Origin of the sequence: Pseudomonas sp. MF6755 (assembly GCF_016405635.1) — a bacterium.
Classification (GTDB): Bacteria; Pseudomonadota; Gammaproteobacteria; order Pseudomonadales; family Pseudomonadaceae; genus Aquipseudomonas; species Aquipseudomonas haemolytica.
Window position 1 is genome coordinate 163,978 of record NZ_JAEKDA010000014.1, and the last position, 25,574, is coordinate 189,551.

The window sequence follows — 25,574 nt, forward strand, 5'->3', positions numbered from 1 at the left end:
AACAGCGCTCGCTCGTCCTGGGCGGGCGCCTGGAGATTTTCCTATGTCATCTTCCGCCCCGAACGCTGTCCTCTCGGTCAGCGGTATCGGCAAGACCTATGCCCAGCCGGTGCTGTCCGACATCACCCTGACGCTCAATCGCGGGGAAGTGCTGGCGCTGACCGGTGAGAACGGCGCAGGTAAAAGCACCTTGTCGAAGATCATCGGCGGCCTGGTCACACCCACCACCGGGCACATGCAGTTCAACGGTCAGGATTACCGCCCCGCCAGTCGCACTCAGGCCGAAGCCTTGGGCGTGCGCATGGTCATGCAGGAACTCAACCTGCTGCCGACGCTGACGGTGGCTGAAAACCTGTTCCTGGATAACCTGCCGAGTCGCTGTGGCTGGATCAGCCGCAAGCAACTGCGCAAAGCTGCAATTGAAGCCATGGCCCAGGTCGGCCTGGACGCGATCGACCCGGATACGCTGGTTGGCAGCCTGGGCATTGGCCACCAGCAAATGGTCGAGATTGCCCGCAACCTCATCGGCGACTGCCATGTGCTGATCCTCGACGAACCCACCGCCATGCTCACTGCCCGTGAAGTCGAGATGCTGTTTGAACAAATCACCCGCCTGCAGGCCCGGGGCGTGGCGATCATTTATATCTCGCACCGGCTGGAAGAGCTGGCCCGCGTCGCCCAGCGCATTGCGGTATTGCGCGACGGCAAGCTGGTCTGCGTCGAGCCGATGGCCAATTACAACAGTGAGCAACTGGTGACCTTGATGGTCGGCCGCGAGCTGGGCGAGCACATCGACCTCGGCCCGCGCACCATCGGTGGCCCTGCCTTGACGGTGAAGGGTCTGAGCCGTTCGGACAAGGTGCGCGATGTGTCCTTTGAAGTGCGGGCTGGCGAGATCTATGGCATTTCCGGCCTGATCGGCGCCGGTCGCACTGAACTGCTGCGCCTGATCTTCGGCGCCGACCCGGCCGACAGCGGCACCGTGGCCTTGGGTTCGCCCGCCAAGGTGGTCAGTATTCGCTCGCCGGTGGATGCGGTCGGTCATGGTATCGCCCTGATCACCGAAGACCGCAAGGGTGAGGGCCTGTTGCTGACCCAGTCCATCAGCGCCAATATTGCCTTGGGCAACATGCCGGAAATCTCTGCTGGCGGCCTGGTTAATGGTCGTAATGAAACCGCCTTGGGCAAGCGCCAGATCGATGCCATGCGTATCCGCAGTTCCAGCCCGGCGCAATTGGTGTCCGAGCTGTCGGGCGGCAACCAGCAGAAGGTGGTGATTGGCCGTTGGCTGGAGCGCGATTGCGCCGTGATGCTGTTCGATGAGCCAACCCGAGGCATCGACGTCGGTGCCAAGTTCGATATCTACGCCTTGCTCGGTGAACTGACGCGCCAGGGTAAAGCGCTGGTGGTGGTGTCCAGTGACCTGCGTGAGCTGATGCTGATCTGTGACCGCATCGGTGTGTTGTCCGCCGGGCGCCTGATCGAGACCTTCGAGCGTGACAGCTGGACCCAGGACGAATTGCTCGCCGCCGCCTTTGCTGGCTATCAGAAACGTGATGCGCTGCTCAACGAAGCAGCGCCTAGGAATACCCCATGAAAACAAACATTTCCCCCGGTAAAACTGGCGGCAACTTCTACGGCCTGGGTACGTACCTGGGGCTGGCCGGTGCCTTGCTGGCGATGATCGCGCTGTTCTCGGTGCTCAGCGACCACTTCCTGTCCTATGACACCTTCAGCACCCTGGCCAACCAGATTCCGGACCTGATGGTGCTGGCGGTGGGCATGACCTTCATCCTGATCATCGGCGGTATCGACCTGTCGGTAGGTTCGGTGCTGGCATTGGCAGCGTCGGCCGTCAGTGTGGCGATTCTGGGCTGGGGCTGGAGCGTGTTGCCGGCCGCTTTGCTGGGCATGGGTTGCGCCGCATTGGCCGGTACCATTACCGGTTCAATCACCGTGGCCTGGCGCATTCCGTCATTTATTGTATCCCTCGGTGTGCTGGAGATGGCTCGAGGCGTGGCTTACCAAATGACTGGCTCGCGCACCGCGTATATCGGCGACTCGTTTGCCTGGCTGTCCAACCCGGTTGCCTTTGGTATTTCCCCGTCGTTTATCATCGCGCTGCTGGTAATCATCGCGGCCCAACTGGTGTTGACCCGTACCGTATTCGGGCGTTACCTGATCGGTATCGGCACCAACGAAGAGGCGGTGCGCCTGGCTGGCATCAACCCCAAACCCTACAAGATCCTGGTGTTCAGCCTGATGGGCTTGTTGGCCGGTGTGGCTGCCTTGTTCCAGATTTCACGCCTGGAGGCTGCGGACCCGAACGCCGGTTCGGGCCTGGAACTGCAAGTGATCGCTGCCGTGGTGATCGGCGGCACCAGCCTGATGGGCGGGCGTGGCTCGGTGATCAGTACGTTCTTCGGTGTGTTGATTATTTCGGTGCTCGCGGCCGGCCTGGCGCAGATCGGCGCTACGGAACCCACGAAACGCATCATTACCGGTGCCGTGATCGTGATTGCCGTCGTCCTCGATACCTACCGCAGCCAACGCGCCAGTCGGCGGGGCTGAACCATGGCAACGATCAAGGATGTGGCAGCGCTTGCAGGTATTTCCTACACCACGGTGTCCCATGTGGTGAACAAGACGCGCCCGGTCAGCGAGCCGGTACGCATCAAGGTCGAGGCGGCGATCAAGCAACTGGACTATGTGCCTAGCGCCGTAGCACGCTCGCTCAAGGCCAAGACCACTGCCACCATCGGTTTACTGGTACCCAACAGCCTCAACCCGTATTTTGCGGAGCTTGCGCGGGGCATCGAGGATTACTGCGAGCGTAATGGCTACTGCGTGATTCTTTGCAATTCCGACGACGACGCCGAAAAACAGCGCAGTTATTTGCGCGTATTGCTGGAGAAACGCGTCGACGGCTTGATCGTGACATCGGTGGGCGGCGATGACAGTGGCCTTGCCGCCGGCTTGAGTGCGGTGCGCACGCCCATGGTGATTGTCGACCGGGCACTGGATGGCATTGATGTCGATCTGGTACGCATCGATCACGAAGAGGGCGCTTACCTTGCGACCCGGCACTTGCTGGAGTTGGGGCACCGGGACATCGCCTGTATCGGCGGCCCCGGGCATACCCGCGTGGCACAGATGCGTCTGGCGGGTTACCAGCGTGCGTTGAGCGAAGCGGGTGTCGAGGTGTTGGCCAGTCGCACCCTGGAAAGCGATTTCACCAGCACGGGAGGGTATGCCGCAGCCGTGCAGTTGTTAGCGGAGGATCCGCCCAGCGCGATTTTCGCCAGCAACGATATGATCGGTTTTGGCGTGCTGCGCGCTGCCGCCGAGCGCAATATCCGCGTGCCGGGCGAGCTGTCGGTGATCGGTTTCGATGACATTCAGATGGGTCGCTACGTCTACCCGGCGCTGACCACGGTCGGGCAGTCGATCCTGCAACTGGGCGAGACGGCGGCCGAGTTGTTACTGCAACGAATAGCAACACCCCAACTGCCGATCGATCAACGTATCGTGACGCCGAGTATTGTTTTGCGTGAGTCGACGGCACCATTGGCCGGTGTGTTCGCCCAATACCGCTGAACGCAATTGATGAGTACTGATGTATGCCAGCAAAAGTAGTGGTAGTAGGCAGTTTGAACATGGACCTGGTCACCCGCGCCAGTCGCTTGCCGCGTGCCGGCGAAACCCTGGTCGGCCAAAGCTTTTCCACCGTTCCCGGCGGCAAGGGCGCCAACCAGGCAGTCGCGTCGGCGCGGCTGGGGGCCGGCGTCGCGATGATCGGGTGCGTGGGTACTGACGCCTACGGCGGCCAATTGCGCGAGGCGTTGCGGGTGGAAGGGATCGATTGCCAGGCGGTCAGCACCGTGGAAGGTTCCAGCGGTGTGGCGTTGATCGTGGTGGATGACAGCAGTCAGAACGCAATCGTCATTGTGGCGGGCAGCAATGGTGAGCTGACGCCTGCCTCTTTGAAAGCTTGCGACGCTGTGTTGCAAGCGGCTGAAGTGATCATCTGCCAGCTTGAAGTGCCGATGGACACCGTTGGGTACACGCTCAAGCGTGGTCGCGAACTGGGCAAGACAGTCATCCTCAATCCGGCCCCCGCGAGCGGACCTTTGCCGGCGCAGTGGTACGGCTCAATTGATTACCTGATCCCTAATGAAAGCGAGGCCACCGCTCTGAGTGGTGTGACGGTCGACTCGCTCGACAGCGCCAAGGTTGCCGCGACGGTGTTGATCAACGCGGGGGCGGCTAAAGTCATCATCACCCTCGGTGCCCAGGGCGCCCTGTTTGCCGATGGCCACAGCTTCGAACACCTGGCGGCGCCGAAGGTCAAGGCGGTGGATACCACGGCCGCTGGCGATACTTTTGTGGGCGGCTTTGCCGCCGCGCTGGCCGCGGGCAAGAGCGAAACCGAGGCGATCCGTTTTGGCCAGGTGGCGGCTGCGTTGTCAGTGACCCGCGCTGGCGCTCAACCTTCCATTCCTACGCTGCAAGACGTACAAGGTTTTGTGCCCTCATGAAAAAGACACCTTTGCTCAATATCGCCCTGTCACGCGTGATCGCGTCCCTGGGGCACGGTGACATCCTGGTCATCGGCGATGCCGGTCTGCCGGTGCCTCCCGGCGTCGAGTTGATCGACCTGGCGCTGACCCAGGGTATTCCGGATTTCATCAGCACCCTGCGCATCGTGCTTAGCGAAATGCAGGTGGAGAGCCACGTGTTGGCGGAAGAAATTCTGCTTAGACAACCGCCTGCGCTGACCGAGCTCAATACGCTCACAGAGCAAGCGGCGCTGGGTGAGCGGCGCCTGGTCAGCCATGACCAGTTCAAGCAACTGAGCCGCACCGCCCGCGCGGTTGTGCGCACCGGCGAGTGCCAGCCTTACTGCAATATCGCGCTGGTATCCGGCGTAACGTTCTAGTGTCCCCCTACGACAAGGAGTGCTTTATGCAACGTGGTCTACCTACCCTGAAAAACCTGTTCCGGAGTGTTCTGCTTTTGTCCGCGCTCACTGCTGCAAGCGCCCAAGCGGCGGAAAAAATCGACCTGATCATCGACACCGACCCAGGTGCCGATGATGTGGTGGCGTTGTTGTTCGCCATGGCCTCGCCGGAGGAGTTGAGCATTCGCGCACTGACCACCGTCGCCGGTAACGTGCGCCTGGACAAGACCTCCCGCAATGCGCGCCTGGCGCGCGAGTGGGCAGGGCGCGAGGACATTCCGGTGTATGCAGGCGCGCCAAAACCGCTGCTGCGCACGCCGATCTACGCAGAGAATATTCACGGCAAGGAAGGCATTTCCGGCGTTACCGTGCACGAACCTAAAAAAGGCCTGGCCGACGGCAATGCCGTTGACTACCTGATCAAGACCTTGAACACCGCCAAGCCCCACAGCATCACCATCGCCATGCTCGGCCCACAGACCAACCTGGCACTGGCACTGACCCAGGCGCCTGAAATCACCCAGGGCATCAAGGAAGTGGTGGTCATGGGTGGGGCGCATTTCAATGGCGGCAATATCACTCCAGTGGCCGAGTTCAACCTGTTCGCCGACCCGGCTGCGGTTGAGATCGTGCTGAAAAGTGGTGTGAAGTTGACCTACCTGCCGTTGGACGTGACCCACAAGGTTCTCACCAGTGACGCCCGTCTTAAAAAGATTGCTGACCTGAACAACAATGCGAGCAAAGTCGTCAGCAGTATTCTGAATGAGTACGTCAAAGGCGATATGGAGCATTACGGCATCCCCGGTGGCCCGGTCCACGATGCCACCGTGGTTGCCTACCTGCTCAAGCCTTCACTGTTCAGCGGTCGTCAGGCCAACATGGTCGTAGACAGTCGCGAAGGCCCGACCTTTGGCCAGACCATCGTCGATTGGTACGACGGCCTCAAGCAGGAGAAGAACGTGTTCTGGGTTGAGAACGGCGATGCCCAGGGCTTCTTCGATCTACTGACCGAGCGCCTGGCGCGTCTGAAGTAAGACGTTCACCGGTCGGCGTTCGTCGGCCGTTCTTATTCGCGCTCTTGGGCGCCCATGTGGTCGGCGGGGTATTTCTCGAATACCTGGCCGATGAACGCTTGTGCCGCCTGGGTGCCCAGTTCCTTGACCAGCAGGTCGATACCAATGATCGCCAGTTCTTCCGGACTTCCGGGGCTGTAGGAGCTTTGCCCTTGGGGCCACTTGGCTTTGATGTCGGCTTGGATCGTTACGGTGGTCATGGAAGTCTCACGGGCTGAAAATACTGGGCAATGCGCTGGAACGCGGTTCCAGCGCGCGCAGTTAACCATTTTGTACGACATTTGGCACTGCTACTTAGGCATCAAGGAGGGGCTGTGCGACACTGTCGCCCTGATTAATGGCCGGGAATACCGTGTGCAAATCGATTTGAACAAGTCCGATAACCTCACGCTGGAAGCCGTGCGCCAACTGCTTGGCAGCGCCAGTGACGATGAACATACCCAGCTGCGGGTAAGCAAGGCTGGCATTGCCTACATTTCTTCAGGCGTAGTAGGGGGCGCTGATATCGGTGGCCTGTTGTTTCGCCTGGAGACCTGGGCCAAGGGCTCCGGTTATGTCGGTATCGTGGCGGCCAGCGACGAAGTCTGGGTCATGCAGATTTTTAACGCGTTGAAGCAGAATTGGCCTACACCCTCTTCTGACTACATTGATATCTACTAGGTGCGTTCATATCTAGTCACGATTGACAGGGCGCTTGACTGCTGTGAGTGAGGCAGACTTGCGCGCAGGCGTTTAAACGTCTTGAAACCAATCGCTTTGACTGCTGTCGCACGATCTCTGTCCATTTTTTATCATAGGAGGCTTCATGCCTTGGAAGCTCGCATCATTCGGTACTTTGTTGGCAGCACTCGCATTGGCGGGTTGCACCACCCCGGGTGCCTCTGAGCCAGGCAAAGACGCCGCCGTGGCCGACGCCGGTCATAGCCGCTGTGAGTCGAAGGCTGCTGAGTTCGCGATCGGCCAGAAAGCCTCGCCGCAGTTGCTGGAGCAAGCACGTACACGTGCGGGGGCGCAGAATGCACGCATCCTCAAGCCCAACGATATGATCACGCTGGAGTATCGCTCCGACCGCTTGAACCTGAACACCGACAATAATCTGGTGATCAATCGGGTCAATTGCGGCTGATTGCCTTCCGGCTTTTGCCTCACCCATAAAAAACCCCGTCACATGGACGGGGTTTTTTTAGCTCAGCGGGGAATTACTCGCCGCGAACTTGTGCAGCTTGCATACCCTTTTGGCCTTTCTCAGCCACGAAGGAAACGGTTTGGCCTTCTTTCAGGCTTTTGAAACCGTCGCTTTCGATAGCTTTGAAGTGTACGAACAGGTCGTCACCGCCACCTTGAGGAGTGATGAAGCCGAAGCCTTTTTCATCGTTGAACCATTTAACGGTGCCGGTTTGGCGATTAGACATGGTGTATCTCCAAGAAACATATATTTTCAGTAGTGCTGTGCTGCTCAGGCCAACTGGGCACACTGGGCTATCATAGTCGAAATGTTCGACTTGGGAGCCCCCCCGAGGCACTGTTTGCAGATCAATCGCGTTGCATTTGATCATTGATCCGACTGAAAGCCCCGAAATACGGGGCTTTGCGACGAAATATCAGCTGTTAAAAAAAGCCGTAAAACCTGCGTAATTTGTGCGAAAAGGCAGTTTTCAGGCTGTTTTTTCAACGAAATGGCCGTCTGATCGGTGGTCAATCTTACTTTTTCTTCACGACTTTGCAGGACGAAATAGCCGCGACCGCTTTGTTTTTCAGCTCCGGGCTGGCGTTCTGATTGGTCATCAGTTCCTTGATTTCGGCAGTGCTCAATTCGGCATTGATCTTGTCAGCGCCACATTCGCAGTGGGCTTTGGCAGTTTTGACGTCTACGTTCTGACTGGCGGCAGCGCTGCAGTCGTTGACGAAGGCGTCACGGGCGCCGGCTGGCCAGTTGGAGGGGGCTGCAGCCTGCGCGCCGAGGGAAAGGAGGCTCAGGGTAGCGGCGACAGCGAGGGTAGAGGTAAAACGCATCATGGGATGCTCCTTTGGGTCGAGGACGAACGGCGATTCTCAGTGGGTTTGAGGCTCGACGTACAGCCCAAGTTCACTTTTGCAGCTATAAAGCCATGAATTGCTCTTTACCCAAAGCTTCGCCGGCGCGATGACCGTTCATCTGTGCTAGCATCCTCGCCTGGCTATTTCCCGGCGCGCCATTTGCCGCCTCGCCACGTTCTTTTTGTTCACTCCAGTCACTCTGGTTCGATTATCGGTTGGCCGAAAGGCTCCTGCCGCTGTAAGGCAGGCGTTCATTACTGAACGGCCTGATATTGGATCTTGTACTGGCTCATCCCAACCCACGTGACCTTTGGTAGGGGTCACCACTAGGAGAGGAGGCGCCATGCCAACTATTACTCTTCCCGATGGCAGTCAACGTTCATTCGATCATTCGGTTTCCGTAGCCGAGGTCGCCGCATCCATTGGTGCCGGCCTGGCCAAGGCCACCGTGGCCGGCAAGGTCGACGGCAAGCTGGTTGACGCCAGCGACCTGATCACCAGCGACGCCAGCCTGCAAATCATCACGCCCAAGGATCAAGAGGGGCTGGAGATCATTCGCCACTCTTGCGCGCACCTGATTGGCCATGCGGTCAAGCAGCTGTACCCAACTGCGAAGATGGTGATCGGCCCGGTTATCGAAGAAGGCTTCTATTACGATATCGCCTATGAGCGTCCCTTTACTCCGGACGACCTGGCGGCCATCGAACAGCGCATGCACGCGCTGATCGAAAAAGATTATGACGTCATCAAGAAAGTCACCCCGCGTGCCGAAGTGATCGACGTGTTTACCGCTCGTGGCGAGGACTACAAGCTGCGCTTGGTGGAAGACATGCCTGATGAGCAGGCCATGGGCCTGTACTACCACGAAGAATACGTCGACATGTGCCGCGGCCCGCATGTGCCGAATACGCGCTTCCTCAAATCGTTCAAGTTGACCAAGCTGTCCGGTGCCTACTGGCGCGGCGATGCTAAGAACGAACAACTGCAACGGATCTACGGCACGGCCTGGGCTGACAAGAAACAGCTGGCCGCCTATATCCAGCGCATCGAAGAAGCTGAAAAACGCGACCACCGCAAGATCGGCAAGCGCCTGAACCTGTTCCACCTCCAGGAAGAAGCGCCGGGCATGGTGTTCTGGCACCCGAACGGCTGGACCCTGTACCAGGTGCTCGAGCAGTACATGCGCAAGGTTCAGCGCGAAAACGGTTACCTGGAGATCAAGACCCCGCAGGTTGTTGATCGCAGCCTGTGGGAGAAATCCGGGCACTGGGCCAACTACGCCGACAACATGTTCACCACCCAGTCGGAAAACCGCGACTACGCCATCAAGCCGATGAACTGCCCCTGCCACGTGCAGGTGTTCAACCAGGGCTTGAAGAGCTACCGCGAGTTGCCGATGCGCCTGGCCGAGTTCGGTGCTTGCCACCGTAACGAGCCTTCGGGTGCGCTGCACGGCATCATGCGTGTGCGTGGCTTTACCCAGGACGACGCCCACATCTTCTGCACAGAAGAGCAGATGCAGGCCGAATCCGCTGCGTTCATCAAGCTGACCATGGACGTTTATCGCGATTTCGGCTTTACCGAAGTCGAGATGAAGCTGTCCACTCGTCCGGAAAAACGCGTCGGCTCCGATGAGCTGTGGGATCGCGCCGAAGCGGCACTGGCCGCTGCACTCGACAGTGCGGGGCTTGCGTACGACCTGCAGCCGGGTGAGGGTGCGTTCTACGGTCCGAAGATCGAGTTCTCGCTGAAAGATTGCCTTGGTCGCGTCTGGCAGTGTGGTACCCTGCAGCTCGATTTTAACCTGCCGATCCGTCTGGGAGCCGAATACGTCTCCGAAGACAACAGCCGTAAACACCCGGTTATGCTGCACCGGGCGATCCTCGGCTCGTTCGAACGGTTCGTCGGGATCCTGATCGAGCACTACGAGGGCGCGTTCCCTGCGTGGCTGGCTCCGACCCAGGCAGTGATCATGAATATCACTGATAAACAGGCCGATTTTGCCGCTGAAGTTGAAAAAACTCTCAATGAAAGCGGGTTTCGTGCCAAGTCCGACTTGAGAAATGAAAAGATCGGCTTTAAAATCCGCGAGCATACTTTGCTCAAGGTTCCCTATCTTTTGGTTATCGGAGATCGGGAAGTCGAGATGCAGACTGTCGCTGTGCGTACTCGTGAAGGTGCTGACCTGGGCTCGATGCCCGTCGCCCAGTTCGCTGAGTTCCTCGCGCAAGCGGTTTCCCGGCGTGGTCGCCCAGATTCGGAGTAATTACTATTAAGCGTGAAATGAGACAAGATAAACGAGCTGCACCGAAAGCCCCGATCAACGAGAATATCTCGGCACGCGAGGTTCGGTTAATTGGGGCTGAGGGTGAGCAGCTTGGGATTGTGTCAATTGAAGACGCGCTTCTTAAGGCTGAAGAAGCCAAGCTCGATTTGGTGGAAATTTCCGCCGATGCTGTACCGCCTGTCTGCAAGCTGATGGACTACGGCAAATCGATCTTCGAGAAGAAGAAGCAGGTTGCCGCAGCCAAGAAAAACCAGAAGCAGATCCAGGTTAAAGAAATCAAGTTTCGTCCAGGGACGGAGGAAGGGGATTACCAGGTAAAACTGCGCAACCTGGTACGTTTCCTGAGTGATGGGGACAGGGCCAAGGTATCCTTGCGATTCCGCGGCCGTGAGATGGCCCACCAGGAGCTGGGGATGGAACTCCTCAAGCGGGTTGAAGCTGACCTGCTCGAGTACGGTTCGGTCGAACAGCATCCTAAGATGGAAGGACGCCAGCTGATCATGGTCATCGCCCCGAAAAAGAAGAAGTAATCAACAGGGCACGGCAGGCCTTCTGATTATGTTTATCAACTGAATGCGGAGTATCCGAACATGCCAAAGATGAAGACTAAAAGTGGTGCTGCTAAGCGGTTTCTGAAAACTGCTAACGGTATCAAGCACAAGCACGCTTTCAAGAGCCACATCCTGACCAAAATGTCGACCAAGCGTAAGCGTCAACTGCGCGGTAGCAGCTTGCTGCATCCGTCTGACGTGGCAAAAGTCGAGCGCATGCTGCGCCTTCGTTAATTTTTGGATCAAGAATAGAGGAAGTAACTCATGGCTCGTGTAAAGCGTGGCGTCATTGCCCGTAAACGTCACAAAAAAATTCTGAAACTTGCTAAAGGCTACTACGGCGCACGCTCACGCGTATTCCGTGTTGCCAAGCAAGCGGTAATCAAGGCAGGCCAATACGCCTACCGTGACCGTCGTCAGAAAAAACGTCAGTTCCGCGCTCTGTGGATCGCTCGTATCAACGCTGGTGCACGTGTTAACGGTCTGTCCTACAGCCGTTTCATCGCTGGCCTGAAAAAAGCGTCCATCGAGATCGACCGTAAGGTTCTGGCTGATCTGGCAGTGAACGAAAAAGCGGCGTTTGCTGCGATTGTCGAGAAAGCTAAAGCCACCTTGGCTTAAGTACCCCCGACAGTCACCCTGGGCTACTCCTGTAGCCCTGGGTGTTAAACGTCATAAATAGGGGAAGAGCCTTAAAGCTCTTCCCCTATTTTGTATCTGGAGTCTGTACATGGAAAACCTGGACGCGCTCGTCGCCCAAGCCCTTGAGGCTGTGCATAGCGCTGAAGATGTAAATGCCCTGGAGCAAATCCGGGTTCACTACCTTGGCAAAAAGGGTGAATTGACTCAGGTGATGAAGACCCTGGGGAATTTGCCGGCTGAAGAGCGCCCGCAAGTCGGTGCGCTGATCAACGTCGCCAAGGAGCGTGTCACAGAGGTTCTCAATGCGCGCAAGGCGTCGCTCGAGGAGGCCGATCTTGCGGCCAAGCTCGCCGCCGAGTCCATTGACGTTACCTTGCCTGGCCGTGGCCAGGCCTCGGGCGGTCTGCATCCGATCACCCGGACTCTGGAACGTATCGAACAGTTCTTCACTCACATCGGCTACGGCATTGCCGAAGGCCCTGAGGTCGAAGACGATTATCACAACTTCGAGGCGCTCAACATCCCTGGCCATCACCCGGCCCGGTCGATGCATGACACCTTCTATTTCAACGCCAACATGCTGTTGCGCACCCATACCTCGCCGGTACAGGTCCGCACCATGGAAGCGAACAAGCCGCCGATCCGCATCGTCTGCCCAGGCCGTGTGTACCGTAGCGACTCGGATATCACCCACTCGCCGATGTTCCACCAGGTCGAAGGCCTGCTGGTTGATCGCGACATCAACTTCGCCGACCTCAAGGGCACTATCGAAGAATTCCTGCGGGTGTTCTTCGAGAAGGAACTGGCGGTGCGTTTCCGTCCGTCGTTCTTCCCGTTCACCGAGCCATCCGCTGAAGTCGACATGGAATGCGTGATGTGCAGCGGTAAAGGCTGCCGTGTCTGCAAGCAGACCGGCTGGCTGGAAGTGATGGGCTGCGGCATGGTCCACCCTAACGTGCTGCGCATGTCCGGGATCGACCCGGAAGAGTTCTCGGGCTTTGCCTTCGGCATGGGCGTTGAGCGTCTGGCCATGCTGCGTTACGGCGTGAACGACTTGCGTCTGTTCTTCGACAACGACTTGCGGTTCCTCGCGCAATTTCGCTAGTCGTAACGAATCTTTAGGAGAGCAGGATGAAATTCAGTGAACAATGGCTGCGTGGCTGGGTAAGCCCGCAGGTAGAGCGCGACGAGCTGGTTGCGCGTCTGTCGATGGCCGGTCTTGAGGTCGATAGCGTTACGCCGGCCGCCGGTGTTTTCAGCGGTGTGGTGGTGGGCGAGGTGCTGAGCACCGAGCAACACCCGGATGCCGACAAATTGCGTGTGTGCCAGGTCAGCAACGGCACAGAAACCTTCCAGGTCGTGTGCGGAGCGCCCAACGTGCGCCCGGGCCTGAAGATCCCGTTTGCCATGATCGGTGCCGAACTGCCGGGCGACTTCAAGATCAAGAAAGCCAAGCTGCGTGGCGTTGAATCCAACGGCATGCTGTGCTCCCAGGCGGAGTTGCAGGTAGGCGAAGGCAACGATGGCCTGATGGAACTGCCGGCTGACGCACCCGTGGGCCAGGACATTCGTGTTTACCTGGAGCTGGAAGACGCCAGCATCGAGGTCGACCTGACCCCGAACCGTGGCGACTGCCTGTCCCTGGCTGGCCTGGCCCGTGAAGTGGGCGCGCTGTACAACGCTCCCGTCACCCGTCCAGTGGTCGCTGCAGTGCCGGCAGTGCACGACGAAGTACGCTCGATTGAAGTGCTGGCGCCAAACGCCTGCCCACGTTACCTGGGGCGTGTGGTCCGTAACGTCGACCTGTCCAAGCCAACCCCGCTGTGGATGGTTGAGCGTCTGCGTCGCGCTGATGTGCGCAGCATCGACGCCGCGGTCGATATCACCAACTACGTAATGCTGGAGTTGGGCCAGCCGTTGCACGCGTTCGATCTCGCCGAAATCAATGGCGGCATCCGCGTGCGTATGGCCGAAGAAGGCGAGAAGCTGGTATTGCTCGATGGTCAGGAAGTCAGCCTGCGTGCCGACACCTTGGTCATCGCCGACCATTCCCGCGCCCTGGCGATTGCCGGCGTGATGGGTGGCGAGCACAGCGGTGTGTCCACGACCACCCGTGACGTATTCCTTGAAAGCGCGTTCTTCGACCAGATCGCCATCGCTGGCAAGGCCCGTTCCTATGGCCTGCATACCGATGCGTCGCACCGCTACGAGCGTGGTGTGGACTGGAAGCTCGCCCGTGAAGCCATGGAGCGCGCCACCGGCCTGCTGCTGGAAATCACTGGCGGCGAAGCCGGCCCGATCACCGAAACCGTCAGCGAACAGTACCTGCCGTCGATTGCGCCGATCACCCTGCGTGCCAAAAGCGTTGAGCAGATGCTCGGCCTGGTTATTGAGCCGGCAGAAATCGAGCAGCTGTTGACCGCCCTCGGCCTGGGTATTTCTGCGGGTGGGGAAGGGCAGTGGCAGGTTGCAGTACCGAGCCATCGCTTCGACATCAGCCTGGAAGTTGACCTGATCGAAGAACTGGCGCGCCTGTATGGTTACAACCGCTTGCCAGTTCGTTACCCGCAAGCGCGCCTGGCGCCGCAACCCAAAGCTGAAGCGCGTGCGCACTTGCCTGAGTTGCGTCGTCTGTTGGTGGCCCGTGGTTACCAAGAGGCCGTGACCTACAGCTTCATCGATCCAAAACAGTTCGAGCTGTTCAACCCTGGTGTCGAGCCGCTATTGCTGGCTAACCCGATCTCCAACGACATGGCCGCCATGCGTTCGTCGCTGTGGCCGGGTCTGGTGAAAGCGCTTTCCCACAACCTGAACCGCCAACAAGACCGCGTGCGCCTGTTCGAAAGTGGCCTGCGTTTCGTTGGTCAGCTCGATGGCTTGAAGCAAGAGCCGATGCTGGCTGGCGTTGTCTGCGGCAGCCGCCTTCCGGAAGGCTGGGCGCAGGGCCGCGAGGTCGTGGACTTCTTCGACGTCAAGGCTGACGTCGAAGCGGTACTGGGCTTTGCCGGTGCGCTGGATGCCTTCATTTTTGCGCCGGGCAGCCACCCTGCGCTGCACCCTGGCCAGACGGCGCGTATCGAGCGCGAAGGTCGCCTGGTAGGCTTCGTGGGCGCTATTCACCCAGAACTGTCGAAAACCCTGGGGCTGGACCGTCCAGTCTTTGTTTTTGAGCTAGTCTTGGCTGAAGTTGCGTCGGGCAAGATGCCTAAATTCAGTGAGTTGTCGCGCTTCCCTGAAGTGCGTCGCGACCTGGCCCTGATCGCCGACCGTGAAGTCGCCGCCACTGCCGTTCTGGATGTAATCCGTGAAAATGCAGGGGAATGGCTGACAGACCTCAGGCTATTTGACGTCTATCAGGGTAAAGGCATTGATCCGCATAGAAAAAGCCTTGCAGTTGGCTTGACCTGGCAGCATCCATCGCGCACTCTTAATGACGATGAGGTGAATACTACGACGCAAAATATCCTCACCTCGCTCGAACAAAGGTTGAACGCCACGTTAAGGAAGTGACGTATGGGGGCTTTGACGAAAGCTGAGATGGCGGAACGTCTGTACGAAGAGTTGGGTCTGAACAAGCGCGAGGCCAAGGAATTGGTCGAGCTGTTTTTCGAAGAGATCAGGCACGCTCTGGAAGACAACGAACAGGTCAAATTGTCCGGTTTCGGCAATTTCGACCTGCGGGACAAACGCCAGCGGCCTGGCCGCAATCCAAAAACGGGAGAAGAAATCCCGATCACGGCTCGCCGTGTGGTCACCTTTCGTCCAGGGCAGAAGTTGAAGGCCCGAGTTGAGGCTTATGCTGGAACCAAGTCATAACGACGAACTACCCGTCATCCCAGGCAAGCGCTACTTCACCATCGGTGAAGTCAGCGAGCTCTGTGCGGTAAAACCGCACGTGCTGCGCTATTGGGAGCAGGAGTTTCCTCAACTCAACCCCGTCAAACGCACCGGGAACCGTCGGTATTATCAGCGCCAGGATGTACTGATGATCCGACAGATCCGTGCGTTGCTGTACGATCAGGGGTTCACCATCAGCGGCGCACGCCAGCGTATGTCCGGTGATGAAGCCAAAGACGACACCACCCAATACAAGCAACTGATCCGCCAGATGATCTCCGAGCTCGAAGATGTGTTGGTGGTTTTGAAGAAATGATTCAAGCTTTTAAAATACTTCCACATTTCAAAAGCTTGCGGTATATTCCTGATCGCTTCGTTGCGAAGCGAACCCAGTAACACGCCTAGTCGGGGCGTAGCGCAGTCCGGTAGCGCACTAGCATGGGGTGCTAGGGGTCGAGTGTTCGAATCACTCCGTCCCGACCATATTATTCAATGACTTAGCCCGGTTCGGAAACGACCGGGCTTTGTTGTTTCTGGGATTTGATCATTTTGGTCACCGTTGGGTCACCGTTAGCAAAAAGCTCTTAAAGGGCCATTCGGGGCTTCGTCGCGTTGAAACCTGTCAAGTCTGATCAGTTCTGATTGTATTGGCTGCGATCTTTTCCTTTTCGCGAATTTTCTATTGGGGGGGCTAGCTGACATCGACACGACTAGCTGTCTTCAGATTTTTTCTGATCACCACCAGAAGGATATGACAAATTAGGGCGAGGCCGATCACCGACTGCTTACGGTGGATGTTTTCGTCCTGCAGCTGGCAGAGTTCCCGTGCCTGTCGCAGCAGTGAGGGCGGGCGGAGCCAGTCAGATGGTCTCAGGAGGCAGGGCAAGCGTGAACCCATCACGTCGCATTGCTTGAGCTGAGATCGTCGCATGATAAGCGTTGTGGGAGGTCGATTTTTCTGGTGTTCGGAGGCAGGCCCGAACCGGGTAGTCAGGCAAAGCTCGAAGCGACTGGCAAAGTAAGCTTTCTCGAGGCTCGTCACATTGAATAGATTCGATGTAGATGTGCGCCCATCCATCGTTAGTGCATGTAATGGCTGAGGCTATGGGCGCTTAAAGTAAAGCGCCCGGTGAAAACTTCCTTTTAACTACTCATTTTCATCTACGGCTACACTGAAGCTGAGGTCTTTTATCATTAGCGCGCCTGGAGTTACACATTCAGTGGCGTTAATAAATAGCTTGCCAGTGCTGAAGTGTTGGGTGTACTCCACCCTCCATGTGAAGAGCTGCTTTTCTTCGGTGTTTTCACCCCGCGATATAGCGAAGAACGAAGTTTCGAATTCGACGTCGTCCTCATCATAGGCTTGTTGACTTGTCTGAACAGTATCACCTTGCTTCAAGGTGTCGGAGTCAACTCGAAACTCCTCATTTTGAAGGCTAATCACGGCCTCACCCACACTTTCGATGTAAAACGCCATCCGATTTCACTCCTTGGTTAGAGTGGAATTGTAATGGTGAATCAATGGATCAAGCCAGTATTTCGAAAACTGGTACTCAAGCCGGTCTGTCCCTGATCAGTCGGGGGCAAATGTCGGCTTTTGGCAAAGCCGACATTTGGACAACCATCGTCAACAGTCTTACTAATCAGAAACCGGCTAACCCTTGAGCCGATCCTGCCGCTAGAGACCGAGCTCATCCATTGCAAGGAGCAACTTGGCACCCTGTATGATCCGGTCAGTAGCATCTATGCCGTTTTCCTGTGGCACTCGATATATCTGGTCACTGCCGATGTTGAAGCTTGCACGTAAGTCCTCCATATTCCGTGCGAGTTCAGGGTCGTCAGGTAAGTTTTCGAGTTTCCATCCGTCGTCGACACTTTCGATGGTGACAGTACCACCCGTTCGTTCCAGCCCGCGACGCAGGGTTTCGTATCCATAAAACCAGAGGTTGTTGTCTGGAACCTTCAAGCCGCTCGTGGTCGCCACCGCCGAGAGATAGGGGTCGCGGTAGTAACTGCGCATGACTGTCTTGTCCAGCATGCAAATGCTGTAGCCACGTTGGCTGATGGCATAGCGGCCCGAGTTACCTTCACGCATGCGCGGGTACTTGACCAGGTAATAACGCCAGTCCAGCACGTGGTCGCGTTCGCACGCGGTGAGGAACGCCTGCTGAATCTCTTTGAGTACGGCGAGATCGTTACCGCTTTGCGCGACCTGATCGAGTAGTTCGGTAAGGGGTTGTACCAACTCGGGACTCTTTCTGCTCGCAAGCAGATCCCGCCAGACTGCTTCACTGCGCGGCGAGCCGAAATCGAAAAATCGGTAGCTGCCATAACGATCCTGCTTGCGCGAATAATCGCCCAGCGAGAGCAGTGCGCCGGTCAACTGTGGCCAACAGTGAGCATCTTCGAACAAGGTAAGAAACGCTAAGGCACGTTGGGCAAAAATTGCAGGGTCCAGAGCTGGGTCGAGGTCGAACACGGCCAGTGCGCCGTGCAGCACGCTGTTGTCTTCCAGTTGGTAGACCGCTTTTCGCAGCGACGGGTGGGCGGCAAGTAGGTTGATCTTGTCCTTTTCGTTCGCGATCTGCTTCTGATTGAAGGTCGATACGCCGTCCAGGGTTCCGTCGACTATGACACGGCGTACATCTTCCAATAAGGCGGGCATGTTCTGGGCGCGCATCTCACCGCCACCGGACGCTTCGATCAGGTTGCGCACGATACGTAACTGTTCAGGGAAATCAGCGGTGTTGTGCATGCGATGCAGCAGCACTGCGTAGAGCAGAAGGCTATGAGCCTGACTCCACTCGGAATCCCCGTAATGCCGGCAGCAACCACCGAAGAGGTCGATGCGGCTCTGGCCGGGCTGGGTGCGCAGAGGATTGAACAGCAGCAGGGCCGATGGGGATCGAGCGTCGGCTGCACGCAGCCAGGTGTTGAAGGCATCACTCGTGTCCAGGTCGACCCAGATATCGAAGGCTGCAAACAGGTAGTTCAGGTGCTCGACCGCCTTCGCTTGGTCGCTGGCAAACAGGCTTTGTGCCAACTGATCGAGGCTGGCCTTGCTGTCGGCGCGATTACCCTCGCGCCAGGCGCAAAGGTCAAACACAAAACGGAAGTAGCGCATGAATTGATCATCAATAAGCTGATCAGCGTCCTTGTAAGCCCAGATGACGTCCGTCCACACGGTATCAACCCTGTGTGCGAAATCGTCGGCTTGTGCAGGACAGGCGCTTTTGAGCAACGTCTCGAAATGCGCTTTGAAGTTTTCGAACGGCGTCAGCGGCTTGCCGCGAGAGTTCATCTTGATATAGAGATCGTCATTGAGCTTGTTCTTCACCACCGGCAGCAGGTGGAAGCTGATTGCCGGATGGTCGGTCGCGGCAAGACGTTCCCAGGCAGCAGCGAATGCTTCGCTGCTGGCGCTGGCAAAACGCTGTTCCAGCGCCTGCAGCATGACCAGCATGGCACGGATACTGGAGTCATGTTGCCACCCGTGAAAATACCAGGGCTGATCGACAATCCAACCCTTCAAATCGGTCTCGCCGGCGGGTGGTCGATAGTTGGCCAATGCCTCGCAGAACTGTCGGGCACTGGCGCGGGTGGCGTAGGTGAAGTTGCGCCATGCTTGCCCTTCGATGGGCTCGCCGGCCTGCCAGCTCAGGTACCAGTGCAGCAGGAACAGCGTGGTCAGGCGTTGTTGGCCATCCAGGGGATAGAGGGTGCCGTCCACGACATCGCCATAGATGAAATCCAGGCTGATGGGACGGTCGTCATGCATGACGGCATCATGCAAGGCGTCGACGAAGTCCTTGCGGATTCGCTCCACCGATGCGCCATGACGGCCTTGTGCATAGTCGCGCTGGATCAGCGGGATTTCGATTCTTTGGATTCGATGAGTCGCCTGCAAGTTTTTGTCGAAGAGTGAAATGTACGACGTGAGTGTGTGGTTCATGCCATTTTCTCTTCGTTCAGGAAATAGGGCTTGGCGATCTCGAGGATTGTATCGAGGTAATGATTGCGATCCTGAGGGCCCCAGAAATGGTTCTGGTGCGCGTTCGCCGGGGTGTAGTACTTGAGGAATACATTGCGCGTGCACACCGGTATGTAGCCTCCCTTTCGGTCTACATCCAGAAGCATTTGCCGCTTGGCCTCGAACACCGCGTTGCTCAGCAGGCTGTTGTCCGACCTCGACAGCAGGACTAGGTTGGCGATGGAGTGCAGGCCATGAGCAGAGGCAGTCTGCTCGTCGGGCGCATTGAAAGCGGCGACGACACGACTGGCCAGGTCTTGAAAGGTGTTGCCAAAGTTCTGCGCCGTGCCGACTTGCTCAAGCGCTGTCTTCAGTTCCTCAAACAGCTGCGACTGTTGCGGGACGGTATCGGGCGCCAGCTCACTGAGCGCGGTCAAATGCAGCCTTAACCAGGTTTGCCATTGTTCGGCCTTGGTCAGGTTCTCGGCATCCTGCGCATGGATGTGCTCCAGCGACCATGCCGTATCGGTGTGCATGTGGAAGGGGAAGCGTTGGTTGGCGTGTGGCACCCGGCGCATGGTTTCGACATTCACCAGCAACAGCAGGTTCAGCAACTTGTCGTAGTGCTTTCGGTCGTCATAGCTGAGCGCTTCCACGTCCGAAGCTTTGAGGCTCAGTGACTCTTGGATGCGGTGATCCAGGTCCTGTTCGAATTGACGTTTGCTCTGGTTTGCGGACAAACGAGCCAGTTCTCCGAAGTCCGTCCCTGTGAGTACCAGATAACCCACCTTATGAAACAGGTTGCGGTTGTTGAACCAGCCAAGCATCAGGTCATGCAGGTTGAGAACCTGCAGCCAGAATGCCAGTGGGTCTGTTTCGATATCCGGCCGCAGAGACTCGAAGGTATGGTAGCGGGTCGACTTGCGTGACTGGCTGCCGGATACCAGCGAATCGAGCAAAAGGCTGATCCTGGTCGGGTAGCGGTCGGTAACCTTCGGCGAATTGCCACAGATGAAACCCCACAGCTCGGGGGCATGGAGATCGCGCTCGATGATGTCCCATTGGCTGGCGACCTCGGCGGCTCGATCGGCATGCTCGACCTTGATCCTGGACAGCAGCAACGCTTTGACCAACTCCGCATCCGTCAGCGGTATCCGGCCGACGTTCAATCGAGTGAACAGGGCCGTGGCATCCATGTCTTCGGGGGCCTGATACCAGATCACCGCGACTTTCTCGAACAGCGCTTCGTAGAATTTGTTGGCCGCGAATTGAGTGCGAGCACCGTGTTTATCGAACCACTGGCCAATACAGCGATAAGCCCTGTGCAAATGGAAGTAATCGATGTTGCTGTCGTAGTCTTCCAGCTCCTCATCACCGAGCCTTTCGAGAAATGTTGCGCTCCCTGGGCGGGTTTCGTAGTGCAGTGAATAGGGCAGCGGGGCCTTGTTCAAACCCGTTTTATGCATGTAGAGCAGTATCAGGTAGATCGTGGTCAAGCGCTGCTGCCCATCGACCAATTCCCATTGACATGTTTGCGCCGTAGAGCCTCGTGAATGCTGTTTGACCACAATGGGCTGTAGATTATAGGGCTGGTCCAGTTCTGCGGTTTTCAACGCCTGCCAGATGTCGTTCAGCAGGCGGTCCACATCCGTAGTGTCCCAACGGTAGCCACGTTGGTATCCAGGCACCCTGAAAACACCAGAAATATCGCCTACGAATTTGCTAGCCAGCGTTGCTGCAGTCAAATCGACACTGTGTGAGTCCAAGCAAAGTTCTTCCATGATTTACGATCTCGAATCGGGTGCTGGGTAGGCATGGGATGTTTGGCGCTTCGCGTGGATTCAATCACCCAGTGCGGCTCATTGCCATCATTTTGACTGGCGGATGGGCAAAATCCATGAAACTCAGCCTTCCAGGCGTCCACCCGACATCCCGAATGCCTATGTCTGGTCAGTGGCAGCACGTTTGGGTAGCCATGTCCAAAGCACTTACGCAATTGCATCGGATCTGCGGTCCGGGCAATTAATCGCCCGCGTATACACTCGCTGCTCGACGAAGCGTTTCGCGCACGTGTGCTCGTATTACTGGAGGGGCGAGCACTTCAATGTCGCCAGCATTGCTGAGCAGGAACAGGCGCAAGCCTTGGGTGTCGTGGAGGGTGCAGCTCAAGTCCCATCGGTCGTCGGCGTATTGCACTACAACCTGGTCTTCAGCCAGCGGGTTCTCGGTAAGCCGATTGTGCAGGTTGGGGCTAAGACGTAGTTTGAGTTGGATGGGACTTTCGCCGTGTATCGTCATGAGGTGCTTTTGGACCTCAAAGGAGTTGACGTCGTAGCTGGCCGGGCCAGGTATTTTCTGCCAACTCGTCTTGACCTCTACCATTCGATGCAGCATGAGGGCGCACATCGACTTGGGGCCGTTACTGCTGTACTTGCCGCGGTAGGTGTCTGACGCGGGTGGATCCGACTGCGGCCACTGCTCCTCGAGCACGTAGGCAGACAGATAGACGTTTGAATCCTGATAGGAAAGTGCCAAGGGTTTAAGTAGGTAAATGCACTCAACGCCTCCGGCGTCTCTTGGAAGGTAGGTCACCTCAAGCGAAGCATCGTCCAGAATCGCCCCTTGGATAAGGTCGAGATGCGCAGGGTCATATTTACCGGGTTTGAGCAGCGTAAAACGGGTCCCCGAAGTGATTTGCTGCGTCCAGGCGACAGTCCGCTTGGAGTGCTTGGTTATTTCCGTGGTTGCGTATTCGCGTAGCTTGGTCAGTTGTTCCGTATGTGGTGGGAAGCCGAAGCGCTCTGCGTGGTCGAAAATAGCGGCCAACGTCATTGCCTCTGTGGGAGAGAGCGTCAAGTCGAAGCTGCCCCGACCGGTTTTCCAATATTTTGATTTCTTATCTGAGCCGGTTTCACCCTGAGTTACCAACTCGGCTTCGGTCAGAGCTTCGAGGTCTCGCAGTGTGGTTTTTACATGGAGGCTGAAATCATTGAACCACCGACATAGTTCAGTGTGGATATCCGCCGTCGACAGGGACTTGCCTTCGCGTTGAAGAATTTTGCGCAAAGCGGTACGGCGTCGGTGATGATTTATCATTGCTGAAGCTCAGGGACAAAAAGTGGGTTTATCTGCTGGGACTATGTACTGGCTGACAAGCAATCCTGCGACTACATGTGTCAGCCCACAGGAGCATTTCATGAACGACCAAACCTATCTAGCCCTTCCTGACGTTTCTGGGTTCATCAGCTGGCTGGCCACTGAGCTCGATTCACAAGTGCACTTTAATCATCAATATGTCAATCGCAAGACTGATGAGAAATGGTCATGTAGCAGCCTGTACAACGCCTTCGAAAACTACCGTTGGAACCATCCGGATAATGCCCGCTTAGGCTTCAATCGAGGGTTTTGCTCCAGCAGCAACGGTATCGCTTTGTCTGCCCTGCGTCAGGACTTGGTGAATGCTTGTGGGAGCGACTCGCGCACTCTAGATGCAGCCGTCGACGTGATGCGCTGGGGCGGTGTAACTGCCCACAATGTGGATTGGCTGAAGAAGAATGAGCTCGGGCTTGGCCGCATGTTGCAAGACGTACAAGCTGCGATAGTCGCCGGCGACAGCCATGCACCTGTCTTGCGTTCGAAAAACCTTCGTTTCAACTCTGGGATGACCAAGGTGTACTCCTTGCTCTGCAAAGACTTCATCATCTACGACAGCCGCGTTGCCGCAAGTCTGGGCTGGATGGTCGTAAAGTTTTGCCTTGCATACGGATTGTCTAAGGTTCCTGAAGGGCTGTGCTTCCCTTGGGCCGCTGCCAAGGAAGGAGAGAATACGCTCGCTCCCAAGCGCCGCGACCCTGGTACCGGCGGGCTCAAGTTCAAGGTCTTGCGCTCAGGCCATCATCACGCAATGTGGAATATGCGCGCCAGTTGGGTGCTGAGTGCGGTCCTGGCGCATCCAAGCGCCGCCGGCAGCCGCTTCCATTTGGTGCCCACTCCGAATGACCCGCTGCGTGCCCTGGAGGCTGCACTCTTCATGATTGGCTACGACCTGGGTGATCAGCGTCTAGCTTTAGCGGCTTAAGACCTGATCGACAACTTCCTTTCGTTGCTTGACGGGGAGGTCATTCTAAATGAGTGAGGTGCAGGATGCGCGACATGAATCCGTTGCAGGCTTTGATTATGCAGCTCGCCGCTGACGGCATCAGCGCTGGTGACTTGAGAAAGGCCGTGATGCAGGCATGCCCAAATCTTTGTGATGCGAAGTATCAATCCACGCTATTTGGCCTGCAGGAGGCCGATAGCCTTATGGGCCAGGAAGTGGGCGGCGAGTGGTGCTTCACAGCAATCGATAAAGCTGCCCCGGGCTACCCTCACCCGGAGTACAGCGCTGAATTTGCCGAGAAGATCTTGGCCGCATCATGCGGGGAGTTTGTCGAGATCAGCGCAGACGATTTGCTGGCTCAGCTGGACGAGATGCTGGCAAAGGCTCGCGCCAAGAACCCGAACACAGGAACGTAAACACCCGGCAGTCCAGTGATCATTAAGGATGCGGTGTTTAACGAACATCAACTGTGTATCAGTCAGAAAGGGGGGGCTTGATGGACATCAAGTCCGATTTTGTGTCCGTCGAACGGGATGAGTTCGATGGCCTCACCACGATTGAGCACCTGCGCCACTGCCGGCATCGCTCCGGCATGTATGAGATTACCTTCTCATGGCGCCGCAATATCCGTCCTGCTTCAGACCGCATGATTCTTGATGTGGAGATCAAGACCACTCGCTCAGGCAGCTGGTTACCATCTCAATTGACCCTATTGGTCGACCGTCAACGGTTTGACTTGAAGTACCAGACAAACAGAAGCAGCGAATATCGCGGGGGTAGCTTCTACGAAATCGGCATGTTTTTCATCGAGCCATCTCAAAAGATTCTTCGCTGCCTGTGTGATGCCAAAGTACTGAAGCTCAAGCTTCAATCTGACGAGAAAAATGAGCATACGGTTCTTCCGGACGAATTTTGTGCCCAGCTACAGTTGCAGGCTCAGCAGTTCTATAACAACGCTTTCGATGGTGACGAGTATTTGTCAGCCGTCAGTGGCGTAGCTGTACGGACAGAAGACACAACGTTCGCTGAACAGATTGCCAGACGAGAGTCGCGCTATCGGCAATTGTGCAGGTATCGACTGCTCTGGGCTGTACTCTGGGGCAGTTTTTTTGGTGAGCTGTGCGTGCTTGGCGCGTTCGAGATCATCACGTTCTCGGCCAAGTCGGCGGACCAGTTGATCATCGCTGGAGTGCTCAGCGCCTCAAGCTGGCTAATTCCCCATCTTCAGATCCTTTGGATCGAACACCAGAAAAACAAAGAGTGCCCCAGTTGTCACCATAGAGCGATAAAGATGGTCCGCTCTCATGAGGCGGTTTATCAAGTCCGATCCGTGGAGCATCTTGTCATCGAAAGATTGACAGGGCAGCGCAAGTCGCGGCAGGTGACCGTGACAGACCATGAGGTGAGTCAGGATTTCGAGTGCAAGGACTGCCGGCATCTATGGACGCGAGGCTATATTGTTCGAGGTTTCTAAGACATCCTGTCAATGAACGGCATCGCTAGGCTCGGATCTGATTTCGGCTAACGACTCATCTTGTCGCAACACGCTGTAGTCTGGAATAAGTGCCAACAGATTGAGGGGTTTCTATGGTCAGGCCAGTGCGTCCTTTCACCATGCGTTGCAAAGATTGTGGCTGGAGCCAAACGGTTATCCCGCTCAGTGATGTCTTGCGATTCGAAGACTGTCCTGAGGTTTGCCCGCGTTGTAAAAGTCGGGATGTAAATATGGAACAAGCCACGGCCCTGGAAGTGGCCGTGGCGAAAGTAAAGCGATTATTTGGTTAGCCCTGAGCCTGAAACTTTGCCTGGCGGCTATAGCGGACCATTCAGTTCTTTTACTTTGTATACGCCAGGCTTGACTCGCAGGTACTTTGCTTTGGCACCCTGTTCGACATTGTAGCCGCCGGCTCCCGTCTGCTCGTCCTGCGCGTAGTTGGCGATGGTCGTCCCGATCGTCGATTCCATAAAGAACTCGAATCCGATACGATATTTTTCAACCAGCTTCTGCTCTATAGAGCACATGACCCGACGACGTTCGCTAGTCAGTTCTTGCACTTCAAAGGGTTCGCTCAGCGCACCGTTGCGCACTTCCAGCAGGATTGATTCATACAGCGTCAT

General features: G+C 56.9%; 27 protein-coding genes and 1 tRNA gene. 20 read left to right on the top strand and 8 right to left on the bottom strand.

Annotated elements, in window-relative coordinates; all coding sequences use genetic code 11:
- Positions 1-43 precede the first annotated feature (43 nt).
- From JFT66_RS19715 to JFT66_RS19740, 6 genes are read left to right on the top strand one after another with little or no spacing between them, the layout of a single operon-like run.
- On the top strand, positions 44-1,597 hold the full coding sequence (locus tag JFT66_RS19715) for a sugar ABC transporter ATP-binding protein (protein ID WP_198859929.1): 1,554 nt from the start codon (positions 44-46) through the stop codon (positions 1,595-1,597).
- Complete coding sequence (locus JFT66_RS19720; RefSeq protein ID WP_153837980.1) at positions 1,594-2,571, top strand: ABC transporter permease; 978 nt, start codon at positions 1,594-1,596, stop codon at positions 2,569-2,571. The genes JFT66_RS19715 and JFT66_RS19720 overlap by 4 nt, the downstream gene beginning before the upstream one ends.
- A 3-nt stretch (positions 2,572-2,574) precedes the next feature.
- On the top strand, positions 2,575-3,597 hold the full coding sequence (locus JFT66_RS19725) for a LacI family DNA-binding transcriptional regulator (protein WP_034117601.1): 1,023 nt from the start codon (positions 2,575-2,577) through the stop codon (positions 3,595-3,597).
- Between the two features lie 23 nt (positions 3,598-3,620).
- Positions 3,621-4,538, top strand: a complete 918-nt coding sequence (gene rbsK / locus JFT66_RS19730; protein ID WP_034117602.1) for a ribokinase — start codon at positions 3,621-3,623, stop codon at positions 4,536-4,538.
- Positions 4,535-4,939: a D-ribose pyranase gene (rbsD, locus tag JFT66_RS19735; protein WP_034117603.1), complete on the top strand. Its 405-nt coding sequence runs from the start codon at positions 4,535-4,537 to the stop codon at positions 4,937-4,939. Before rbsK ends, rbsD begins: the two co-directional genes overlap by 4 nt.
- Before the next feature lie 26 nt (positions 4,940-4,965).
- Positions 4,966-5,994: a nucleoside hydrolase gene (locus JFT66_RS19740; protein WP_198859930.1), complete on the top strand. Its 1,029-nt coding sequence runs from the start codon at positions 4,966-4,968 to the stop codon at positions 5,992-5,994.
- 32 nt (positions 5,995-6,026) lie between these two features.
- On the opposite strand, the gene JFT66_RS19745 is transcribed toward JFT66_RS19740, so the two are convergent.
- On the bottom strand, positions 6,027-6,233 hold the full coding sequence (locus JFT66_RS19745) for a hypothetical protein (RefSeq protein WP_034117605.1): 207 nt from the start codon (positions 6,231-6,233) through the stop codon (positions 6,027-6,029).
- Between the two features lie 154 nt (positions 6,234-6,387).
- On the opposite strand from JFT66_RS19745, the gene JFT66_RS19750 reads away from it, so the two are divergent.
- Both JFT66_RS19750 and JFT66_RS19755 read left to right on the top strand, forming a co-directional pair.
- Positions 6,388-6,693, top strand: a complete 306-nt coding sequence (locus tag JFT66_RS19750) for a hypothetical protein (protein WP_034117913.1) — start codon at positions 6,388-6,390, stop codon at positions 6,691-6,693.
- A gap of 145 nt (positions 6,694-6,838) precedes the next feature.
- Positions 6,839-7,159 carry an I78 family peptidase inhibitor gene (locus tag JFT66_RS19755; protein WP_034117606.1) on the top strand — a complete coding sequence of 107 codons (321 nt, stop codon included), beginning with the start codon at positions 6,839-6,841 and terminating at the stop codon, positions 7,157-7,159.
- Positions 7,160-7,232: 73 nt separating this feature from the next.
- Here JFT66_RS19755 and JFT66_RS19760 read toward each other — a convergent pair whose 3' ends face one another.
- Entirely contained in the window at positions 7,233-7,445 is a 213-nt protein-coding gene (locus tag JFT66_RS19760) for a cold-shock protein (RefSeq protein WP_003234260.1), read from the bottom strand.
- 289 nt (positions 7,446-7,734) lie between these two features.
- The gene (locus JFT66_RS19765) at positions 7,735-8,049 is read right to left on the bottom strand and encodes a hypothetical protein (RefSeq protein WP_019820908.1); all 315 of its coding nucleotides are present in this window, start codon (positions 8,047-8,049) and stop codon (positions 7,735-7,737) included.
- Between the two features lie 364 nt (positions 8,050-8,413).
- Between JFT66_RS19765 and thrS the strand changes: the two genes are divergently transcribed.
- The 9 genes from thrS (at position 8,414) to JFT66_RS19810 (ending at position 15,870) form a co-directional block, all read left to right on the top strand.
- Positions 8,414-10,336 (top strand): threonine--tRNA ligase, encoded by a 1,923-nt coding sequence (thrS, locus tag JFT66_RS19770; protein WP_025857830.1) that lies wholly within the window; start codon positions 8,414-8,416, stop codon positions 10,334-10,336.
- Positions 10,336-10,887: a translation initiation factor IF-3 gene (infC, locus tag JFT66_RS19775; protein WP_170827566.1), complete on the top strand. Its 552-nt coding sequence runs from the start codon at positions 10,336-10,338 to the stop codon at positions 10,885-10,887. The genes thrS and infC overlap by 1 nt, the downstream gene beginning before the upstream one ends.
- 60 nt (positions 10,888-10,947) lie before the next feature.
- Positions 10,948-11,142 (top strand): 50S ribosomal protein L35, encoded by a 195-nt coding sequence (rpmI, locus tag JFT66_RS19780; RefSeq protein WP_002553160.1) that lies wholly within the window; start codon positions 10,948-10,950, stop codon positions 11,140-11,142.
- Between the two features lie 30 nt (positions 11,143-11,172).
- Positions 11,173-11,529: a 50S ribosomal protein L20 gene (gene rplT, locus JFT66_RS19785; RefSeq protein ID WP_002553161.1), complete on the top strand. Its 357-nt coding sequence runs from the start codon at positions 11,173-11,175 to the stop codon at positions 11,527-11,529.
- Between the two features lie 109 nt (positions 11,530-11,638).
- Complete coding sequence (gene pheS, locus JFT66_RS19790; protein WP_034117607.1) at positions 11,639-12,655, top strand: phenylalanine--tRNA ligase subunit alpha; 1,017 nt, start codon at positions 11,639-11,641, stop codon at positions 12,653-12,655.
- Positions 12,656-12,681: 26 nt separating this feature from the next.
- Positions 12,682-15,060, top strand: a complete 2,379-nt coding sequence (pheT, locus tag JFT66_RS19795; protein WP_198859931.1) for a phenylalanine--tRNA ligase subunit beta — start codon at positions 12,682-12,684, stop codon at positions 15,058-15,060.
- Between the two features lie 3 nt (positions 15,061-15,063).
- Positions 15,064-15,366, top strand: coding sequence for an integration host factor subunit alpha (ihfA, locus tag JFT66_RS19800; protein WP_002553164.1), 303 nt, complete (start codon positions 15,064-15,066; stop codon positions 15,364-15,366).
- Positions 15,347-15,703, top strand: coding sequence for a MerR family transcriptional regulator (locus JFT66_RS19805; protein WP_003174972.1), 357 nt, complete (start codon positions 15,347-15,349; stop codon positions 15,701-15,703). Before ihfA ends, JFT66_RS19805 begins: the two co-directional genes overlap by 20 nt.
- 90 nt (positions 15,704-15,793) lie before the next feature.
- A tRNA-Pro gene (locus JFT66_RS19810) sits at positions 15,794-15,870 on the top strand.
- Positions 15,871-16,534: 664 nt separating this feature from the next.
- Here the strand turns inward: JFT66_RS19810 and JFT66_RS19815 are convergent.
- The 4 genes from JFT66_RS19815 to JFT66_RS19830 form a co-directional block, all read right to left on the bottom strand.
- A complete protein-coding gene (locus JFT66_RS19815) occupies positions 16,535-16,864 on the bottom strand; it encodes a hypothetical protein (RefSeq protein WP_170037952.1) in 330 nt (109 codons plus the stop codon).
- Positions 16,865-17,065: 201 nt separating this feature from the next.
- The gene (locus JFT66_RS19820; RefSeq protein ID WP_198859932.1) at positions 17,066-19,339 is read right to left on the bottom strand and encodes a GmrSD restriction endonuclease domain-containing protein; all 2,274 of its coding nucleotides are present in this window, start codon (positions 19,337-19,339) and stop codon (positions 17,066-17,068) included.
- The gene (locus JFT66_RS19825) at positions 19,336-21,138 is read right to left on the bottom strand and encodes a DUF262 domain-containing protein (RefSeq protein WP_233097143.1); all 1,803 of its coding nucleotides are present in this window, start codon (positions 21,136-21,138) and stop codon (positions 19,336-19,338) included. The genes JFT66_RS19820 and JFT66_RS19825 overlap by 4 nt, the downstream gene beginning before the upstream one ends.
- Positions 21,139-21,379: 241 nt before the next feature.
- The gene (locus JFT66_RS19830) at positions 21,380-22,453 is read right to left on the bottom strand and encodes a helix-turn-helix transcriptional regulator (protein ID WP_032902043.1); all 1,074 of its coding nucleotides are present in this window, start codon (positions 22,451-22,453) and stop codon (positions 21,380-21,382) included.
- Positions 22,454-22,553: 100 nt separating this feature from the next.
- On the opposite strand from JFT66_RS19830, the gene JFT66_RS19835 reads away from it, so the two are divergent.
- The 3 genes from JFT66_RS19835 to JFT66_RS19845 all read left to right on the top strand — a co-directional run bounded on the left by JFT66_RS19835 (position 22,554) and on the right by JFT66_RS19845 (position 24,930).
- Positions 22,554-23,435: a hypothetical protein gene (locus JFT66_RS19835; protein WP_198859934.1), complete on the top strand. Its 882-nt coding sequence runs from the start codon at positions 22,554-22,556 to the stop codon at positions 23,433-23,435.
- A gap of 74 nt (positions 23,436-23,509) precedes the next feature.
- The gene (locus JFT66_RS19840) at positions 23,510-23,872 is read left to right on the top strand and encodes a hypothetical protein (protein ID WP_233097144.1); all 363 of its coding nucleotides are present in this window, start codon (positions 23,510-23,512) and stop codon (positions 23,870-23,872) included.
- 80 nt (positions 23,873-23,952) lie between these two features.
- A complete protein-coding gene (locus JFT66_RS19845) occupies positions 23,953-24,930 on the top strand; it encodes a hypothetical protein (protein WP_198859935.1) in 978 nt (325 codons plus the stop codon).
- Positions 24,931-25,268: 338 nt separating this feature from the next.
- On the opposite strand, the gene JFT66_RS19850 is transcribed toward JFT66_RS19845, so the two are convergent.
- Positions 25,269-25,574, bottom strand: coding sequence for a hypothetical protein (locus JFT66_RS19850; RefSeq protein WP_198859936.1), 306 nt, complete (start codon positions 25,572-25,574; stop codon positions 25,269-25,271).

Excerpts from the sequence above, each read along its gene's own strand:
- JFT66_RS19715 (WP_198859929.1), top strand. The coding sequence starts at position 44 with ATGTCATCTTCCGCCCCGAACGCTGTCCTCTCGGTCAGCGGTATCGGC.
- JFT66_RS19720 (WP_153837980.1), top strand. The coding sequence starts at position 1,594 with ATGAAAACAAACATTTCCCCCGGTAAAACTGGCGGCAACTTCTACGGC.
- JFT66_RS19725 (WP_034117601.1), top strand. The coding sequence starts at position 2,575 with ATGGCAACGATCAAGGATGTGGCAGCGCTTGCAGGTATTTCCTACACC.
- rbsK (WP_034117602.1), top strand. The coding sequence starts at position 3,621 with ATGCCAGCAAAAGTAGTGGTAGTAGGCAGTTTGAACATGGACCTGGTC.
- rbsD (WP_034117603.1), top strand. The coding sequence starts at position 4,535 with ATGAAAAAGACACCTTTGCTCAATATCGCCCTGTCACGCGTGATCGCG.
- JFT66_RS19740 (WP_198859930.1), top strand. The coding sequence starts at position 4,966 with ATGCAACGTGGTCTACCTACCCTGAAAAACCTGTTCCGGAGTGTTCTG.
- JFT66_RS19745 (WP_034117605.1), bottom strand. The coding sequence starts at position 6,233 with ATGACCACCGTAACGATCCAAGCCGACATCAAAGCCAAGTGGCCCCAA.
- JFT66_RS19755 (WP_034117606.1), top strand. The coding sequence starts at position 6,839 with ATGCCTTGGAAGCTCGCATCATTCGGTACTTTGTTGGCAGCACTCGCA.
- JFT66_RS19760 (WP_003234260.1), bottom strand. The coding sequence starts at position 7,445 with ATGTCTAATCGCCAAACCGGCACCGTTAAATGGTTCAACGATGAAAAA.
- JFT66_RS19765 (WP_019820908.1), bottom strand. The coding sequence starts at position 8,049 with ATGATGCGTTTTACCTCTACCCTCGCTGTCGCCGCTACCCTGAGCCTC.
- thrS (WP_025857830.1), top strand. The coding sequence starts at position 8,414 with ATGCCAACTATTACTCTTCCCGATGGCAGTCAACGTTCATTCGATCAT.
- rpmI (WP_002553160.1), top strand. The coding sequence starts at position 10,948 with ATGCCAAAGATGAAGACTAAAAGTGGTGCTGCTAAGCGGTTTCTGAAA.
- rplT (WP_002553161.1), top strand. The coding sequence starts at position 11,173 with ATGGCTCGTGTAAAGCGTGGCGTCATTGCCCGTAAACGTCACAAAAAA.
- pheS (WP_034117607.1), top strand. The coding sequence starts at position 11,639 with ATGGAAAACCTGGACGCGCTCGTCGCCCAAGCCCTTGAGGCTGTGCAT.
- pheT (WP_198859931.1), top strand. The coding sequence starts at position 12,682 with ATGAAATTCAGTGAACAATGGCTGCGTGGCTGGGTAAGCCCGCAGGTA.
- ihfA (WP_002553164.1), top strand. The coding sequence starts at position 15,064 with ATGGGGGCTTTGACGAAAGCTGAGATGGCGGAACGTCTGTACGAAGAG.
- JFT66_RS19805 (WP_003174972.1), top strand. The coding sequence starts at position 15,347 with ATGCTGGAACCAAGTCATAACGACGAACTACCCGTCATCCCAGGCAAG.
- JFT66_RS19815 (WP_170037952.1), bottom strand. The coding sequence starts at position 16,864 with ATGGCGTTTTACATCGAAAGTGTGGGTGAGGCCGTGATTAGCCTTCAA.
- JFT66_RS19820 (WP_198859932.1), bottom strand. The coding sequence starts at position 19,339 with ATGAACCACACACTCACGTCGTACATTTCACTCTTCGACAAAAACTTG.
- JFT66_RS19825 (WP_233097143.1), bottom strand. The coding sequence starts at position 21,138 with ATGGAAGAACTTTGCTTGGACTCACACAGTGTCGATTTGACTGCAGCA.
- JFT66_RS19830 (WP_032902043.1), bottom strand. The coding sequence starts at position 22,453 with ATGATAAATCATCACCGACGCCGTACCGCTTTGCGCAAAATTCTTCAA.
- JFT66_RS19835 (WP_198859934.1), top strand. The coding sequence starts at position 22,554 with ATGAACGACCAAACCTATCTAGCCCTTCCTGACGTTTCTGGGTTCATC.
- JFT66_RS19840 (WP_233097144.1), top strand. The coding sequence starts at position 23,510 with ATGAATCCGTTGCAGGCTTTGATTATGCAGCTCGCCGCTGACGGCATC.
- JFT66_RS19845 (WP_198859935.1), top strand. The coding sequence starts at position 23,953 with ATGGACATCAAGTCCGATTTTGTGTCCGTCGAACGGGATGAGTTCGAT.
- JFT66_RS19850 (WP_198859936.1), bottom strand. The coding sequence starts at position 25,574 with ATGACGCTGTATGAATCAATCCTGCTGGAAGTGCGCAACGGTGCGCTG.